Source organism: Modestobacter sp. VKM Ac-2982 (assembly GCF_026967935.1).
Lineage (GTDB): Bacteria > Actinomycetota > Actinomycetes > Mycobacteriales > Geodermatophilaceae > Modestobacter.
In genome coordinates this window covers 320,455-335,956 of the sequence record NZ_JAPVBL010000004.1, presented here as the reverse complement: position 1 = coordinate 335,956, position 15,502 = coordinate 320,455, and the positions used below count along the sequence as shown (strand labels likewise).

Below are 15,502 nucleotides of genomic sequence, written 5' to 3'. Positions count from 1 at the left end.
CGTGCCGCCAGGACCGGGGAACGGCTGGCCGCTGGCCGTCCGCGCTCAGACAACGGAGTGCGTGATCGTCGCTGAGTAGACGCCGGCGGCCATGCCGCCGGGGACGCTGACGGTGATCGTGGGCGTCCAGGTCGCTGAGTTGTCCCCGGTGATCGCGGTGGCGGTCACCACCGGAGCGACTCCGGTGAGGTTGCCCGGGTCGTTCGCGGTGTACGTGGCGGTCCCGACCTGCGTGAGTGCGCCCACGGTGTAGCCGACCGCAGTCGCAGGTATCGCGGGGCCGACCGGTGGGGCGAAGGCGGTGGAGGTGGCGCTGGCGACCCATCCTGACCCCGCGACCGCGCTGCGCCCGTCGTCCACCTGTACCTGTCCGAGAGGACCACTGATGGCCCCACCCAGCACGGCGTTGTCCGCCGTGCCCAGGCTGCCGGCGTCGGTCGGCACGGTGATGCCGAGGACTCCGCCCTGCACGGTGACCGTCGCGGCGGTGACACCGGTCGTCTCCGCGATCGCGGGTGTGCCGGCGCCGAGCGCGAGCGCGAGGACGGCGGTGGTGACGAGCAGGCTGCGCGTTCTCATCAGGCATCCTCTGGTTGGGTGGAGCCAGACTCGATCGCCGGGCTCCGGCCGCTCCCGGAGCCCATCGACACGATCACGTGCAAGCTGAAGCGCGACCTGGCCGGGACGACCGCCTCACCCCCGAAAGGGGAGGCCGTTCATCCCATCGGGGTCTCGTGCACTCACGGGACGAGGTCGATGACTCCAGGGAGTGGGCGCCCAACTGGGCCAGCCTGCCGTACCACGATCAAGGGAGAACACCTTGAAGCTCCGCGCATCCCTGATCCTCGGCACCGCAACCGCCGGCCTGCTCGTCGTCACCGCCGGCCCCGCCATGGCCGCTGACACCGCGACCACCTTCGAACTCACCGGAGGGGGCCTGGCCCTCTCGGCGCCGGCCACCGCGCCCCTCACCAACGCCCCTGCCGGAACCCTGACGATCACCGGCAGCCTGGGAGAAGCCGCCGTGACCGACAGCCGCGGCGGCACTGTGGCCTGGACGGCTTCAGCGGCATCCACCGCCTTCACCGGCGTACTGGGCTCGTCGTCCACCGCGGTCTCCTACACCGCTGGGGTGGTCGCGGAGACCGGCACGATCACCGTCGCCGACGGCATTGCGACGACCCTCACCGCCACGCCCGCGAGCGTGGTCGCACCGACCACCCTGTCGGGCAACAACACCGCTTCATGGACCTCCACCCTGGCCGTCACCATGCCGGCGGGTGCCCTCGCTGACGACTACTCGGGAACCGTCACCACCTCTGTCCTGTAACCCGAGGACGCACGACCAGCACGCGCCGCGTGCCTCACCGGCGCTGTGGTCGACCGCGGCAGTCGGGCCCCCGCCCGGCTGCCGCCGTCAACCGCTGTCGGGCAAGCGGGCCTGATCTGGGCACCGGAGCTGCCCGCGCTGTTCGTCCCGCACCAATCATGAACCGCACCGGCCTGCACGGGCCCGGAGTCCCGCGAAGTGCGTCGGGGAGTGTGCGCGGCGCAGCAGCTCCAGGGCCGAGGCGGACGGCGTCCCGGCCGCGGCGGTGTAGAGCAGCACGCGGTGGCCGGCGTCGTCGGGCGGGGTGAGCACCTCGAACGCCACCTCCAGCTCGCCGACCTCCGGGTGTCGCAGGTGCTTGCTGCCGGACACGCAGTTCGCCACCGGGTGCCGGGCCCACAGCCGGGCGAACTCCGCGCTCTGTACGGTCAGCTCGCCCACCAGCCGGGTCAGCTCGTCGTCGTCCGGCGACCGGCCGGCCAGCACGCGCAGCGACGACACGGCCCGCTGTGCCTCGTCGTCCCACCGCGTGTACAGCTCCCGCGTGTGCGCGTCGAGGAACAGCAGCCGGGTCATGTTCGGCCGCTCGGCCGGGCGGTGCGGTGAGTCGAACGGCAGGTGCCCGGCGACCAGGCGGTGGCCCAGCGGGTTCCAGCCGAGCACCTCGCTGCGCCGTCCCAGCACCACTGCCGGGGTGTCCGGCATCGACTCGATCAGCCGCAGCATCCCGGGGCGGATCACGTCCGGGCGCGACCGGGAACGGCGGCGCGCGGGGGTGCGGGCCAGGGTGCGCAGGTGCGTCTGCTCGTCGGCGTCCAGCTCCAGTGCCCGGGCCAGCGCGTCGAGGACCGCCTCCGACGCGTTCGCGCTGAGCCCCTGCTCCAGCCGCGCGTAGTACGTGGCGCTCACCCCGGCCAGCATCGCCAGCTCCTCGCGCCGCAGCCCGGGCACCCGCCGCGCGCCGTAGCCGCGCAGGCCGACGTCCGCCGGCTGCAACGCCGCGCGGCGCACGCGCAGGAACTCCCCGAGCTCGGTCATGGGCTCATCCTGCCGCCGGCCACAACACCCAGCCTGTCCCTGCGAGTGACAGGCAGACGGGGGTGTGGTTGTCCGGCCGCCACCAGCGCAGCGTCGCCGGGGTGACCACTCTCGCCTCACCGACCCGGCAGCGCGCCGCCCTCGCCGTGCTGCTCACCGCGAGCTTCACCCTCGCCGTCGACTTCTCCATCCTCAACGTCGCCCTGCCCACGATCGGTGCGGACGTCGGCTTCCGCCTCGCCGACCTGCAGTGGATCGCCACCGCCTTCGCGCTCTGCGCCGCCGGGCTCACCCTGCTCATGGGCCGGGTCGCCGACCTCGCCGGACGGCGGCGGATGTTCCTGCTCGGCATGGCCCTGCTCGGCGCCGGCTCGCTGCTCGGCGGGCTGGCGACCACACCGGCGGTCCTGCTCACCGCCCGGGTCGCCCAGGGCGTTGCGACGGCGATCGTCGTCCCGGCCGCGCTGGCGCTGCTCCTCGCGACGTTCCCGGAGGGCCCGGCCCGCGACCGGGCGCTCGGGCTGAACGGTGCGCTGATGGCCGCCGGGTTCACCACCGGCGCCGTCCTCGGCGGGCTGCTGACCGACCTGCTCAGCTGGCGGTGGGCCTTCTTCCTCAACGTCCCCGTCGCCGTGATCGTGCTGATCGTCGCGCCGCGGGTGCTCGCCGAGCGCCCGGCCGAGCAGCGCAGCCGGCTCGACGTGCCCGGTGCGGCGACCGTGACGCTCGGGCTGCTCGCGCTCGTCTTCGGGCTGACCCGCGCCGCGTCGCACGGCTGGACCGACGGCCTGACGCTGCTCGCCTTCGCCATTGCGGTGGCGCTGCTGGTCGCCTTCGTCGCCGTCGAGCGGGGGACGGCGTTCCCGCTGGTGCCGCTGTCGGTGCTCCGTCGGCGCAGTGTCGCGATCGGCAACGTGGCCGGTGCGCTCGCCTTCGTCACCGAGACGTCGCTGGTCTTCCTGCTCACCCTGTACCTGCAGGAGGTGCTCGGCTACAGCCCGCTCGGCGCCGGCCTGGCGTTCGCCGTCCTCGGGCTCGGCACCGTGGCCGGCGGGCTGCTCGGGCCCCGCGTGATCGGGCGGTTCGGCAACCGGACGGCGATCGTCGGCGGCTTCGTCGTCCAGGCCGTGGCGACGCTGTCGCTGGTGTTCGTCTCCGCGGACGCGGATTCGATCTGGTTGGTGCTGGCGGCCACCTTCGTCGGGGGAGTTGCGAACCTCGTCGTCATCGTCGGGTTCATGGTCACCGCGACGTCCGGGCTGCCGGAGACCGAGCAGGGGCTGGCGACCGGGCTGACCACGATGAGCCAGCAGATCGGCATCACGCTCGGGACGCCGGTCATGAGCGCCGTCGTCACCGCGATGGTGCTTGGCGGCTCGGGGGTGCTCGACGGGGTGACGACGGCGATCGCGGTCAACGGCGCGCTCTGCCTGCTCGGCGCGGCGGTCGTGGCGGCGCGTCTCGGTGGGCGGTCGGCGCCGCGCCGGTGACCTCTACCCGGGCGGCGGACGGCTCACTAGCGTGCCGGCATGGACAGCCAGGTCGACGGGGCGTCGGTCCACTCCGTCGAGCACGGGGGCGGGCTGACGCTCGTCGCGCTGCACGGTGCCGGCGTCGACCACCGGGAGATCGAGGCGGCGGTCGAGGCCGTCGTCCCGGACGCCGGCCTACGCCGGGTCTACCCGGACCTGCCCGGGATGGGCCGCTCGACGGCCGAGGGGCTGAGAAGCAACGACGACGCCGTCACGCTGCTCGCCGGCTTCGTCGAGCAGCTGGCCGACGAACCGGTGCTGCTGCTCGGGCACTCCTACGGCGCCTACCTGGCCCGGGGCCTGGCCGCCCGCCGTCCGGACCTGGTGCGCGGCCTCGCCCTGGTGTGCCCGCTCGGCGAGCGGACCGGGCAGGTGCCTGAGCACCAGGTGGTCCGCCAGGACGACGACGCCCACGACGAGCTGGCGCCGGAGCAGCGGGCGGGGTTCGACGAGTACTTCGTGGTCCGGACCCGGACGACCGCCCGCCGCTACCGCGACCACGTCGTCCCCGGCACGATGCTGGTCGACGAGGCCGCGCTGGGTCGGGTCTTCGCGGGGTGGTCGATCGACCTGGGCGGCTACGACGGGCCCACCCTCATCGTCGCCGGCCGCCGCGACTCCACCGTCGGGTACGCCGATGCGGTCGGGCTCCTCGGCGACCACCCGCACGCCACCCTGGCGGTCGTGGACGACGCCGGCCATGCGCTCGTGCACGAGCGGCCGGAGGTGTTCGGCGCGCTGCTCCGCGAGTGGATCGACCGCGCCCGCCTCAGTCCCTGATGGGGCACTGGAGGTTGATCGGGTTGCCGTCCGGGTCGCTCACGTGGGCCACGCGCATGCCCCACTCCATGTCCGTCGGGCCGCCGGTGACGGAGCCGCCGTGTGCGCGCACGGAGTCCAGGAGCGCGTCGACGTCGTCGACGCCGATCCCCAGCAGGGTGCGGTTGCCGGCGGGTGGCTCGGCCTCCCGGACGAGCCCCAGCACCGAGTCACCGATGCGCAGGTTGAGGAAGAACGGCGGCTCGCCGTCGTCCTCCGGCGGGGTCCGCTCGACCACCTGCCCGCCCAGGACCCCGACGTAGAAGTCCCTCAGGCTCTCCGGGTCAGCCGTGAGGATCATGGGCAGGATCGTGGGCACGGGATCTCCTTCGGGTCGTCTTGCAGCACTGACTCCGGGATGGCGGGGAAGTCATCGGCTCGGCCGTCAGCGGAGTTGAGCCGGGCCGCCTGGCGGGTCAGGTGGTCGCGCTCGGCCGTGTTGCCCGCTCGGGTGGCCGCCTCGGCGTAGAGCCGCGCCGCCGTCGTCCGGTCGCCGTCCTTCTCGTGCAGGTACGCGGCCACGGCACGGTGGCGGGGGAGTGCGTCGTCCAGCTGGGCGAGCGCCGCGAGGCCGGCGCGTGGACCGTCGGCCTCGCCGACGGCGACCGCGCGGTTGAGCCGCACCACCGGGCTGCCGGTCAGCCGGACCAGCTCGTCGTACCACTCCACGACCTGCACCCAGTCGGTCTCCGCGGCCGACCGTGCGTCGGCGTGCAGCGCCGCGATCGCGGCCTGGGCCTGGTACTCGCCCAGCCGGTCCCGGACAAGGGCGGCCTGCAGCACCTGGACTCCCTCGCTGATCAGCGCGGTGTCCCACCGGTTGCGGTCCTGCTCGGCGAGCGGCACCAGGCTGCCGTCGGGGGCGGTCCGCGCGGCGCGCCGGGCGTGGTGAAGCAGCATCAGGGCGAGCAGCCCCGCCACCTCCGGGTGGTCGACGGCGGCGGCGAGCTGCCGGGTGAGCCGGATCGCCTCGGCGGCCAGGTCGACGTCACCGGAGTAGCCCTCGTTGAACACCAGGTAGAGGACGCGCAGCACGGTGGCGACGTCGCCGGGCTCGTCGAAGCGGACGCCGGACACGGTGCGCTTCGCCCGGCTGATCCGCTGGGCCATCGTCGCCTCGGGCACCAGGTAGGCCGAGGCGATCTGGCGGGTGGTCAGCCCGCCGACGGCGCGCAGCGTGAGCGCTACGGCCGACGCGGGCGTCAACGACGGGTGCGCGCACAGGAAGTACAACTGCAGCGTGTCGTCCGCCGAGGGCACGGGTCCGGACGGCGGCTCGTCCGCGACCGTCTCCTCGCGGCGGCGGCGCGTGGCCTCGGCCCGGGTCGCGTCGAGGAACCGGCGCCAGGCCACGGTGACCAGCCAGCCCCTCGGGTCCCGCGGCGGGGCGGCCGGCCAGCTGTGCACCGCCTCGACCAGCGCCTCCTGGACGGCGTCCTCGGCCGCCGCGAAGTCGGCTCCGCGGCGGACGAGGACGCCGATCACGCCCGGGACCAGGCTCCGGAGCAGCGCCTCGTCCACGTCACTCCGTGACGGTGGGTGGCGCGCCCAGGAACGGGCGCAGCTCCAGCCACTCGCGGATCGGCTGACCACCCGGGCCGGGGGCCGCCGAGAGCTCCCCAGCCAGCTCGACGGCGCGCTCGTAGCTGTCGACGTCGATCGCCATCCACCCGGCGATGAGGTCCTTGGTCTCGGCGAACGGCCCGTCGGTGACCGGCGGACGGCCTTCGCCGTCGTAGCGGACCCAGGTGCCCTCGGGGGCGAGCGCCTGGCCGTCGACGAACTCGCCGCTCTCGGTCAGCTTCGCCGCGAAGTCGTTCATGTACTGGATGTGGGCCGAGACCTCGTCCGGCGTCCACTGGTCCATCGGCGCGCAGTCGAGCGACTTCGACGTGCTGCGGTAGTGCTTGAGCATCAGGTACTTGGCCATGGTGGCTCTCCTCGGTGCTGGTGCGGCCCATCGTGGCCGCGGACACCCCAGGGACGGAACCGGCTGCGCGTTCTCGACATCGGGCGGTGGCTGGACGGTCGTGCGGGTCGTTCTCGGGCTCTCCGCAGCGGTCCGACCAGTGCGCTCTGGCGGTCTGTCAAGGCCCTGGGAAGATCTGTGGACAAGCGTCTGACCTGCGGATACGAGTTGTACCAGTGGCTTGGTGCCGATATCATTCGTACACACGTTCGATCCGGTCGGGAGGTGTCATGAGCGAGTTGCAGTCGGCTCTGGACGCCCTTGCGGCCGAGGACCTGCATGGCTTGACGGATGGCGCTGTGTTGGACCGGACGGCGTTGTTGGTGCAGCTCGGCAATCGGGTCGCGGCGGAGTTGACCCGCACGGTGCGCCGGGCGGAGACCACGCAGGCCGCCGAGCGCGACGGGTTGAAGTCGATGCGGTCGTGGTTGATCGGGCATGCGCGGTTGTCGCAGACGGAGGCGTCGCGGGTCGTGCGGTCGGGGCGGGTGCTGGAGCACTTCCCGGCCTTGGCGGCCGGGTTCGCCGACGGGCAGGTCACGGCGGCGCAGGTGAACGTGGTGGCGGAGAAGGTCGGGGCCGGTGAGGTGGCCCGGGCCGAGGAGCAGGGCATCGACCTGGGTGCCTTCGACCAGGTGTGGGCGCGGGTGGCCACGGAGTCCCCGCACGAGTCGCTGGCCGCCGCGGTGCAGGCCTTCGACGACGCCCTCGATCCCGATGGCCCGGAGCCGGACCCGACCGAGGGCCGCCGGTTGACGATGGTCAAGCACGCCGACGGGACCGTCACCGGCCGCTTCGAGCTGGATGCCGCCGGTGGGGAGAAGGCGCAGGCGGCGATCGAGTCGATCGTGCAGGCCGACCGCCCCCAGGGCGATGAGCGGACCCGCGCGCAGCAGAACGGCGATGCCTTCGTGCAGCTGTGTGACAACCAGCTGGCCTCGGGGAACCTGCCGATCCTGCGCACGGTGAAGCCGCACGTGGTGGTGGGCATCGACGTCGACGATCTGGTCGACCCGGCGACCGGTGCCGGTGCTGCGGAGATGGGGTTCGGGGCGACGATCTCTGCGGCGCGGGCCCGCTACCTGGCGTGTGACGGCAGCATCTCCCGGATCGTGATGGGCCCCGACGGCGTGCCCCTCGACCTCGGGAGAGATCACCGGGTGGTCACACCGGGCCTGCGCAAGGCGGTGGAACGGCGGGACAAGTCCTGCGTGTTCGCCGGCTGCGGTGCCCCGTCGTGGTGGTGCGACGTCCACCACCTCATCCACTGGCTGCACGGCGGAGAGACCTCGCTGCAGAACTCAGCCCTGTTGTGCGAACGGCACCACACCAAGGTCCACCACGGGTTCCGGGTCGAACGCGATCCCGGCGGACGATGGCGCACCTACCGCCCCGACGGCACCCAGATCCTCATCGGATCCCTGCTGCACTGATCGGCCCGGTCCCGGTAGCCGGCCACGGTCTCACCGTGGCCGGCCACTGGTGCGTGCGTGAAGCCGTCACGCTGCCCGGCTACCGGAGTTGCCTGGCTACCGGAGTTGGCCGGCCGCCAGAGGTTGCCGGCCGCCAGGGTTGCCCGGCCACCGCAGTCGCCTGGTCCGGCGCGCTCCGGGTCAGGGGCCGGTCGCGACGCCGGCCACGGCGAGGAGACCGTGGTGGTTTCCCGACGCCGCCCCGGGGCAGCGGACCGGGAGCATCGGGCACGTGCAGTCGCGAGGGACGGGAGGCCGGCGTGGTGAGGCTCTCCGACGTGGCGGACGAGCTGTACGGGTTGCCGCCGGACGAGTTCATCGCCGCACGCGACGCGCGGCGCAAGGAGGCGCGGGCCCGGGGCGACCGGGAGCTGGCGGAGGAGATCGGCGGGCTGCGGAAGCCGACGACCGCGGCCTGGGTGGTCAACACGCTCGTGCGGCGGCAGCCCGACGAGCTCCGCCAGCTCGTCGACCTCGGGGCCGACCTCCGAGAGGCGCAGCGCGACCTCGAGGGCGACCAGCTGAAAGAGCTCACCCGGCAGCGCCGTGCCGTGGTGCTGGCGCTGACCCGGCAGGCCCGCTCGCTGGCGAAGGAGCTGGGCAGGCCGGTGAGCGACTCGGTCGCCGGTCAGGTCCAGGACACCCTGCGCGCGGCGGTCGCCGACGAGGACGCCGGACGCGCGACGCTGTCCGGCCGGCTCACGTCGCCACTGTCCTACTCCGGCGTCGGAACGGCAGACGTGCGGGGCTCGGTGGCCACCCTCCCGCAGGGGGAGGACGACGCACCGGCCCCGACCACCCGCGGCGACCGCGCGTCGGGGGAGGACCGGCGGCAACGCGCCGCGGAGCGGCAGCTGGCCGGTGCGCGGGAGGAGCTGGCCGACGCCGAGACCGCCGCCGCCGACGCCGAGGCGGACGCGGAGCGGGAGCGGGAACAGCTGGCGGGGCTCAGTACGCGGCAGGAGCAGCTGCGCGCGCGGATCGGCGAGCTCGAGGCGGAACTGCGCCAGGCCGAGCAGGAGGCCGGTGAGGTGACCGCGGACCTGCGGGGCGGCCAGCGGAGGCGGGATGCCGCCGAGCGCCGGGAGCAGCGTGCGAACACGGTGCGGGACCGTGCCCGGGCACGTGTGCAGCGACTCGAGCAGACCGCGACCCCCGGCGGCGCAGCGACCTGAGCTCCCCGCATCGGCCACGGTCCCGCGCGGCATGAGCCCTCCCCGCACGGGTAGAGCGCCTGCAGGCGACGCGAGGAGGCGGTGGCAGTGGCTCGAGCCATCTGGACCGGGGCCCTGGGCTTCGGGCTGGTGAACGTGCCGGTCGGGTTGTACTCCGCGACCGAGGACAAGTCGGTGCACTTCAACCAGTTCGAGCGGGGGACCTCCTCCCGGATCCGCTACCGGCGGGTCAACGAGGACACCGGCCAGGAGGTCGACTACGACGACATCGTCAAGGGCGAGGACATCGGTGACGGTCGCTACGTCATCGTGGCGCCCGAGGAGCTGGAGGAGATCGCGCCGGGGCGCTCCCGGGTCATCGACATCTCCGACTTCGTCGACGTGGCCGAGATCGACCCGATCTTCTACCAGAAGACCTACTACCTGGCCCCGCAGGACGACCAGGCGCAGCGGGCCTACGCCCTCCTCCTGCAGGCGATGGAACGCGCCGGCCGGGTGGGGATCGCCACGTTCGTGATGCGGTCCAAGCAGTACCTGGCCGCCATCCGCCCGCAGGGCGAGGTCCTGACCCTGGAGACCATGTTCTTCGCCGACGAGGTGCGGGACCCCGTGGACGAGATCGAGCAGCTGCCGGTACGCCAGTCCTTCAAGTCCCGCGACCTCGACATGGCGGTGTCCCTCATCGACTCGATGACCACTGAGTGGGATCCCGGCAACTACCGGGACACCTATCGCGACCGCGTCAACGAGCTGATCGAGGCCAAGCGCCGCGGCGACGAGGTGGTCACCGAAGGCGAGCCGGAGACCGCCTCGAACGTCGTGGACCTGATGGAGGCGCTCAGCGCCAGCGTCGCGAACGCCAAGGGACACCGGCCGGGCAACGCCCAGGACACCGGCGGGCTGACCACGCGCCGGGCAGGGGCGGACGCCAACGGCGGGGACTCCGACCGGCCGGCTGAGGACCTGGGCGACCTGTCCAAGAAGGAGCTGTACGACCAGGCCCAGGAGCTCGACGTCGCCGGCCGGTCGAAGATGACCAAGGACGAGCTGGAGGACGCCGTGCGGGCGGCCCGCCAGGGGGACGGGCGCGCGAGCAAGGCGTCCTGACCAGGCCGGCTCAGGCGTCCTCGCGGTCCGGGCTCTCCAGCCGGAAGAAGTTGCTCTGGTTCCCGTCCTTGCGCTCCTCCTGGTAGAGGAAGTTCAGCTTCCGTGCGTCGAAGGTGTCGAACCACTCATCCCAGCTCACCTGGCGCAGGTTCTCCGAGTCGCCGGTGAAGTCGAACCGCAGGACGCCGAGGTGGTCGCCGTGTTCGGTGCCGTCGACGGTGGCCGGCACCCCACCGCGGTCCTCCGCCCACTTCCGGATCACCTCGTGGCTGGAGGTGGCGAGGCTGCGGCCGGCGCGCTCGGGGTCCTCGTCCAGCGAGGTGATCTCCTGCGAGTACTGCAGGGAGCGCGACGTCTCATCCCCGAGGCGCAGGTGGCCGTCGTCGGGACCGCGGTCGCCCGGCTGGCCGGCCTGACCGTCCTCCGGCGCTCCGCCGCCGGCAGCCTTCCCCTTGCGGTGGGCATCGGAGATCGCGCTGACCAGTTCCTCCTTCTTCATCGAGGAGGTCCCCCCGATGCCGGCGGCTCGGGCCTGCTCGCGCAGGTCGTCCAGCTTCGTCGCGCGCAGTTCGGTCTCGCTGAGGTCGGGCGTGTTCGGGGTCTCGTTCGTCACGGTGTCCTCCTCATCCGGATCGCACCCGGCGACCCGTCTCGTCGTCCAGTCCGGCCGTGCGACTGCGCCCTACCCGTGGTGGAGGAGCCCACGCACGGTCGGCGCCGGGCCGGCGGCCGCCGTCACCAGGCGACGGGACCGTGCCGGTCGGTGAAGGTGCCGGTCGGCCCGTCCGCCCCGATCGACGCCATCGCGACGATGGCGTCCGTGCCCTCGGTGACGGTCTGCGAGCCGGCGTGGCCGTTGAAGTCGGTGGCCGTGTAGCCGGGGTCCACCATGTTGATCCGCAGCTCCGGGAGGAACTGGGCGTAGACCGCGGTGAGCATGTTGACCGCCGCCTTGCTGGCCGAGTACCCGAGCGAGGGGACCGAGTGCTCGATCCGGGCCTCGTCGGAGCGCACGGCGAACGAGCCCAGCCCGCTGGTCACGTTCACGATGACCGGCTCCTTCGACTCCCGCAGCAGCGGCAGGAAGGCGTGCGTCGTCCGGACGATCCCCACGGTGTTGGTGTCGAGCACGGCCATCAGGTCCGGGCCGGTGTACTCGTCCACCGCGCCGATCGGTCCGGGGATGCCGGCGTTGTTGACCAGCACGTCCAGGCCGCCGAAGCGCTCGCGCACCTCGGCCGCCGCGGCCGCCACCGACTCGTCGGAGCTCACGTCGATGCGCACCCACTCGACCCCCAGCTCCTCGGCCGCGCGCTGACCCCGCTCCGGGTCGCGGGCGCCGATGACCACCCGGTGCCCGAGCTCCGTCAGCCGCCGGGCCGCCTCGAAGCCCAGACTCTTGTTGCCGCCAGTGATCAATGTCGTCGTCATGCGACCGACGGTGCCCCCGTCCGGCCGACGTCCGGTGGTCCCGCTGGACCGTGTGACCGGCAGTACCACCCAGCTCGCCTGCGGTGGACGACGATGGGCGCATGGTCGATCGAGGGGACTTCGCGGCACTGCTCCGCGCGTGGCGGGAACGCCTGCAGCCGGCCGCCGTCGGGTTCCCCACGGGGCAGCGCCGCACCGCGGGCTTGCGCCGGGAGGAGGTCGCCCTGCTGGCCGGGGTCTCGGTCGACTACCTGGTCCGGCTGGAGCAGGGGCGGGCAGCGCGTCCCTCGGCGCAGGTCGTCGCCTCGCTGGCCCGGGTGCTGCAGCTCTCGGACCTCGAACGCGACCAGCTCCACCTCGCCGCCGGCCTGCCGGCCCCGCTGCCCAGCGCCGTCCCCACGCACATCCCGGCCAGCGTGCAGCGGCTGCTCGCCCGGCTCCCGGACGTCGCCATCGGGGTGTGGACGGCGCACTGGACGCTGCTCACCGCCAACGCGGCCTGGCGGTCGCTCCTGGGTGAGATGGACCCCGGGCTCAACCTGCTCGTCGCCGAGTTCACCGGCACCGCACCGCAGGTCGTGTGGAGCGAGGGTGACCACGAACGCCACGAACGGGCGCTCGTCTCCGACCTGCGCAGCGCCCTGATCCGCTACCCGGACGACCGGTCCGCGCAGGCCGTGCTCGCCGAGCTACGGGGCAACGAGCGCTTCGCCCGACTGTGGGCCGAGGGCACCGTCACCGAGCACCGCGTGCAGGCGAAGACCTTCCTGCACCCACTCGTGGGTGAGGTGACGCTGGACTGCGACGTGTTCACCGTGATCGGCACCGACCTGCGCATCGTCACCTACACGGCCGAGCCCGGCACCGGGGACGCCTCGCGGTTCGACCTGGTCCGCACGCTGGGCGTGGCCGAGGTCAGCCCTGGTCTGTCAGGCTGACGAAGCCCCACACGTGCTTGCGGCCCTCCTCGGGAGCCCACCCGTGGGACGCGCAGAGCCGGGCGATGAGGTGCAGGCCCAGGCCGCCGAAGGCAGGGTCCCGGTCCACCGCCGGCACCGGCGCGTCCTGCGGGTCGGCGTCGGTGACGTCGATCAGCCAGCCGGTCGGCGTCGCGGTGACGGTGGTCCGCACCGGTGGGAGTCCGTGACGGACGCCGTTGGACGTCAGCTCCTCGAAGGCCAGCAGCAACCGCTCGAGCGCCGACCCGTCCGCGTCCCCGTCGCCCCGGCCGGCCGGGAGCGCCTCGTCGCGCAGTCGCCGGCGGTACCGGGTGAGGTCGGCAGGACGCCGGAGCTCCCAGTTCCACGACGCCCACACCTGCGACGGCCGCGGTGGTTCCAGCAGCGGCCAACCGGAGCGGCTCACTCGGTCTCCTCCAGGGAAGCGGGCACGACGTTGGGGCCGGCCTCGGCCGGGCGGGGACGGTCCTGGGGGTGCAGCCGGACGGCGACCAGTGCGACGTCGTCGTCGGGGCGACCGTGCACCATCTGGTCCAGCACCCCGTCGCAGAGCTCGTCGAGCGTGGCACCGGCCAGGCCGGCGACGGCGTCGACGAGCCGCTCCAGGCCGTCGTCGAGCGTGGCGTCGCGGCGCTCGATCAGCCCGTCGGTGTAGAGCAGCACGCTGGCGCCCGGCTGCAGGGCGAGCGCCCGTTCCCGCCGCTGCGCCGCGGGGTCGACGCCCAGCAGGAGGTCGGCGCGCCCGTCGTCCAGGACCGTGATCTCGCCGTCCGGGCTGATGACGAGCGGTGGCGGGTGCCCAGCGCTGGCCCACACCAGCCGGGTCACCCCCTGCCTCAGCTCCTCCGGGGTCTGCTCGAACCGGGCGATCGCGGCGGTGGCGATGGTGCGCACCATCAGCGTCTCCATCGACTCGTCGAGGCCGCGCAGCACCTCGACCGGCCCCGCGTTGCTGTACGCGGCGATCCCGCGCAGCAGTCCGCGCAGCTGGCCCATGGCGGCCGCGGCAGCCGTGTCGTGGCCGGCGACGTCCCCGATGACCAGCATGGTGGTGCCGCCCGGCTGCAGGAACGCGTCGTACCAGTCGCCGCCCACCTGCGCCGCCTCGGCGGCGGGCAGGTACCGCACCAGGATCTGCGCGTGGTCGGGCTCGGGTGGGTCGGTGAGCAGGCTGCGCTGCAGGCTCTCGGCGATCGTGGCCTGCGCGTTCGCCGACCGGGCGTTGTCCAGGGCCAGGCCGATCCGGTCGGCGAGGTCCTGGGCGGTCGAGCGCCAGTCGCGAGCGAGCGGACGGGACGCCGCGCAGAGCAGGGTCAACGCGCCGAACACCTTGCCGCGACCGCGCAGCGGGAGCTTCACCGCCCGGGAGTCGCCCAGCAGGTCCAACTGGCGGCGCGCCTCCCCGGCGGGCAGCAGGGCCGCCAGCTCGGCGGTCGACAGCGTCTCCGGCCGGCCGGTCTCCAGCACCCGGGTCAGCGGTGAGTGCGGCAGCGTCTCGGCGCGGGCCGAGACGTAGCGGTCGAGCACCGGGCGCAGCGCCGGGTCCGCGTGCGCCCAGCCGACGTCCCGGGGGCGGCCGGTGCCGTCGACCACGGTGACGATGCAGGCGTCCGCCAGCCCCGGCACGAGCGCGCTCGGCAGCCCGGCGACGGCGGCGGGCACGTCGACGGCCTCGGCCAGTTCGGCGTTGACCCGGGCCACCAGGGCGAGCCGAGCCGCGGAGCCCTCCGCCTCGGCCTCCGAGCGCTTCCGGTCGGTGACGTCGGAGAAGTAGAGCGACACCCCGTCGGCGGTGGGCCAGCAGAGCACGTCGTACCAGCCGTCCAGCGGAGCCGGGTACCAGGCGGTGAACGACTGCGGCTCCCGCGTCTCGACGGCCGTGCGGTAGGCGGCCTCGTAGTCGGTGCCCACCGTGTCGGGGAAGACCTCCCAGATCGTGCGGCCCAGCAGTTCGTCCCGGGAGTGGCCGAGCAGTGCCTCGGCGGCCGGGTTGAGCAGGGTGAACCGCCACTCGGTGTCCAGGGAGACGAAGCCCGACGGCATCGCCTCGACCGTGCGGGAGGTGCGCCGCTCGACCTCGCGCGCGGCCTCGACCTCCCCGGTGCGTGCGGTCAGCTCCGCCTGCAGCCGCTGCACCTGGGCCAGCAGGTTCTCCTGCCGGTCGGCGTCGGACCGCGCGGACTCCTGTTCGCGCACGTAGTCGGTCAGGTCGTCGACCCGCTGCAGGAACATCGCCAGCTTGCCGTCCTCGTCGAGGACGGGGATCGCGATGAGCGCCCACCAGCGGTCCTCGACCAGCCCGGTGTCGGGGTTGACCACCGGGTAGCGCTCGATCGGCAGGGCGTCCGGTCGGCCGGTGGCGCCGGCGCGTTCGAACGACCGGGCGATGTAGGGGACGCCCTCGGGGTCCAGCGCGTCGGGCGCCGGTGGGAACGCGTCGAACAGCCTCCGGCCGACGATCTGCTCCGGCACGACGCCGACCGTCCGCAGGTAGGCCGAGTTCGCGTAGTGCACGACCAGGTCGGGGGAGAGCACCAGATGGGCTGTCGGCAGCGCGGCGAACAGCATCGCGAAGTCAGGAACCAAGACCTTCTCTCTCGTCCGCCCCGGTGCCGGTGGTGCCCGAGACGGACGAGTCTCCCAGAGTCCGCTGGTCCGGCTCGGTGAACT

16 protein-coding genes are annotated in these 15,502 nt (G+C 73.4%); 7 read left to right on the top strand and 9 right to left on the bottom strand.

Features of this window, described 5'->3' with window-relative positions:
- Nucleotides 1-45: 45 nt before the first annotated feature.
- Nucleotides 46-579, bottom strand: a complete 534-nt coding sequence (locus O2W20_RS16090) for a hypothetical protein (RefSeq protein ID WP_269171175.1) — start codon at nucleotides 577-579, stop codon at nucleotides 46-48.
- Between the two features lie 190 nt (nucleotides 580-769).
- Here O2W20_RS16090 and O2W20_RS16085 point away from each other — a divergent pair, with 190 nt between their 5' ends.
- Nucleotides 770-1,330, top strand: coding sequence for a hypothetical protein (locus O2W20_RS16085; protein ID WP_269171176.1), 561 nt, complete (start codon nucleotides 770-772; stop codon nucleotides 1,328-1,330).
- 156 nt (nucleotides 1,331-1,486) lie between these two features.
- Here O2W20_RS16085 and O2W20_RS16080 read toward each other — a convergent pair whose 3' ends face one another.
- Nucleotides 1,487-2,368: a helix-turn-helix domain-containing protein gene (locus tag O2W20_RS16080; protein ID WP_269171177.1), complete on the bottom strand. Its 882-nt coding sequence runs from the start codon at nucleotides 2,366-2,368 to the stop codon at nucleotides 1,487-1,489.
- Between the two features lie 101 nt (nucleotides 2,369-2,469).
- Here O2W20_RS16080 and O2W20_RS16075 point away from each other — a divergent pair, with 101 nt between their 5' ends.
- Nucleotides 2,470-3,858 (top strand): MFS transporter, encoded by a 1,389-nt coding sequence (locus tag O2W20_RS16075; RefSeq protein WP_269171178.1) that lies wholly within the window; start codon nucleotides 2,470-2,472, stop codon nucleotides 3,856-3,858.
- Nucleotides 3,859-3,897: 39 nt separating this feature from the next.
- Nucleotides 3,898-4,680, top strand: a complete 783-nt coding sequence (locus O2W20_RS16070) for an alpha/beta fold hydrolase (protein ID WP_269171179.1) — start codon at nucleotides 3,898-3,900, stop codon at nucleotides 4,678-4,680.
- On the opposite strand, the gene O2W20_RS16065 is transcribed toward O2W20_RS16070, so the two are convergent.
- The 3 genes from O2W20_RS16065 to O2W20_RS16055 are packed head-to-tail and all read right to left on the bottom strand — an operon-like array spanning nucleotide 4,670 to nucleotide 6,649.
- Nucleotides 4,670-5,020, bottom strand: a complete 351-nt coding sequence (locus tag O2W20_RS16065; protein ID WP_269171180.1) for a VOC family protein — start codon at nucleotides 5,018-5,020, stop codon at nucleotides 4,670-4,672. The genes O2W20_RS16070 and O2W20_RS16065 overlap by 11 nt on opposite strands.
- Nucleotides 5,017-6,240, bottom strand: coding sequence for an RNA polymerase sigma factor (locus O2W20_RS16060; protein ID WP_269171181.1), 1,224 nt, complete (start codon nucleotides 6,238-6,240; stop codon nucleotides 5,017-5,019). The genes O2W20_RS16065 and O2W20_RS16060 overlap by 4 nt, the downstream gene beginning before the upstream one ends.
- A 1-nt stretch (nucleotide 6,241) precedes the next feature.
- Complete coding sequence (locus tag O2W20_RS16055; RefSeq protein WP_269171182.1) at nucleotides 6,242-6,649, bottom strand: YciI family protein; 408 nt, start codon at nucleotides 6,647-6,649, stop codon at nucleotides 6,242-6,244.
- Nucleotides 6,650-6,918: 269 nt separating this feature from the next.
- Between O2W20_RS16055 and O2W20_RS16050 the strand changes: the two genes are divergently transcribed.
- From O2W20_RS16050 to ku, 3 genes are all read left to right on the top strand, one after another.
- Entirely contained in the window at nucleotides 6,919-8,121 is a 1,203-nt protein-coding gene (locus O2W20_RS16050) for an HNH endonuclease signature motif containing protein (protein WP_269171183.1), read from the top strand.
- Between the two features lie 302 nt (nucleotides 8,122-8,423).
- The gene (locus tag O2W20_RS16045; protein ID WP_269171184.1) at nucleotides 8,424-9,335 is read left to right on the top strand and encodes a hypothetical protein; all 912 of its coding nucleotides are present in this window, start codon (nucleotides 8,424-8,426) and stop codon (nucleotides 9,333-9,335) included.
- 87 nt (nucleotides 9,336-9,422) lie between these two features.
- Nucleotides 9,423-10,442, top strand: a complete 1,020-nt coding sequence (gene ku / locus O2W20_RS16040) for a non-homologous end joining protein Ku (protein WP_269171185.1) — start codon at nucleotides 9,423-9,425, stop codon at nucleotides 10,440-10,442.
- A 10-nt stretch (nucleotides 10,443-10,452) separates the two neighbouring features.
- Here the strand turns inward: ku and O2W20_RS16035 are convergent, their stop codons facing one another.
- Nucleotides 10,453-11,055 carry a Rho termination factor N-terminal domain-containing protein gene (locus O2W20_RS16035; RefSeq protein ID WP_269171186.1) on the bottom strand — a complete coding sequence of 201 codons (603 nt, stop codon included), beginning with the start codon at nucleotides 11,053-11,055 and terminating at the stop codon, nucleotides 10,453-10,455.
- Nucleotides 11,056-11,177: 122 nt separating this feature from the next.
- Nucleotides 11,178-11,873, bottom strand: coding sequence for an SDR family NAD(P)-dependent oxidoreductase (locus tag O2W20_RS16030; RefSeq protein WP_269171187.1), 696 nt, complete (start codon nucleotides 11,871-11,873; stop codon nucleotides 11,178-11,180).
- Between the two features lie 101 nt (nucleotides 11,874-11,974).
- On the opposite strand from O2W20_RS16030, the gene O2W20_RS16025 reads away from it, so the two are divergent.
- The gene (locus O2W20_RS16025; protein ID WP_269171188.1) at nucleotides 11,975-12,811 is read left to right on the top strand and encodes a helix-turn-helix transcriptional regulator; all 837 of its coding nucleotides are present in this window, start codon (nucleotides 11,975-11,977) and stop codon (nucleotides 12,809-12,811) included.
- Here the strand turns inward: O2W20_RS16025 and O2W20_RS16020 are convergent.
- Entirely contained in the window at nucleotides 12,789-13,238 is a 450-nt protein-coding gene (locus O2W20_RS16020) for an ATP-binding protein (protein ID WP_269171189.1), read from the bottom strand. The genes O2W20_RS16025 and O2W20_RS16020 overlap by 23 nt on opposite strands.
- Nucleotides 13,235-15,418, bottom strand: coding sequence for a SpoIIE family protein phosphatase (locus O2W20_RS16015; RefSeq protein WP_269171190.1), 2,184 nt, complete (start codon nucleotides 15,416-15,418; stop codon nucleotides 13,235-13,237). Before O2W20_RS16015 ends, O2W20_RS16020 begins: the two co-directional genes overlap by 4 nt.
- Between the last annotated feature and the right edge of the window lie 84 nt (nucleotides 15,419-15,502).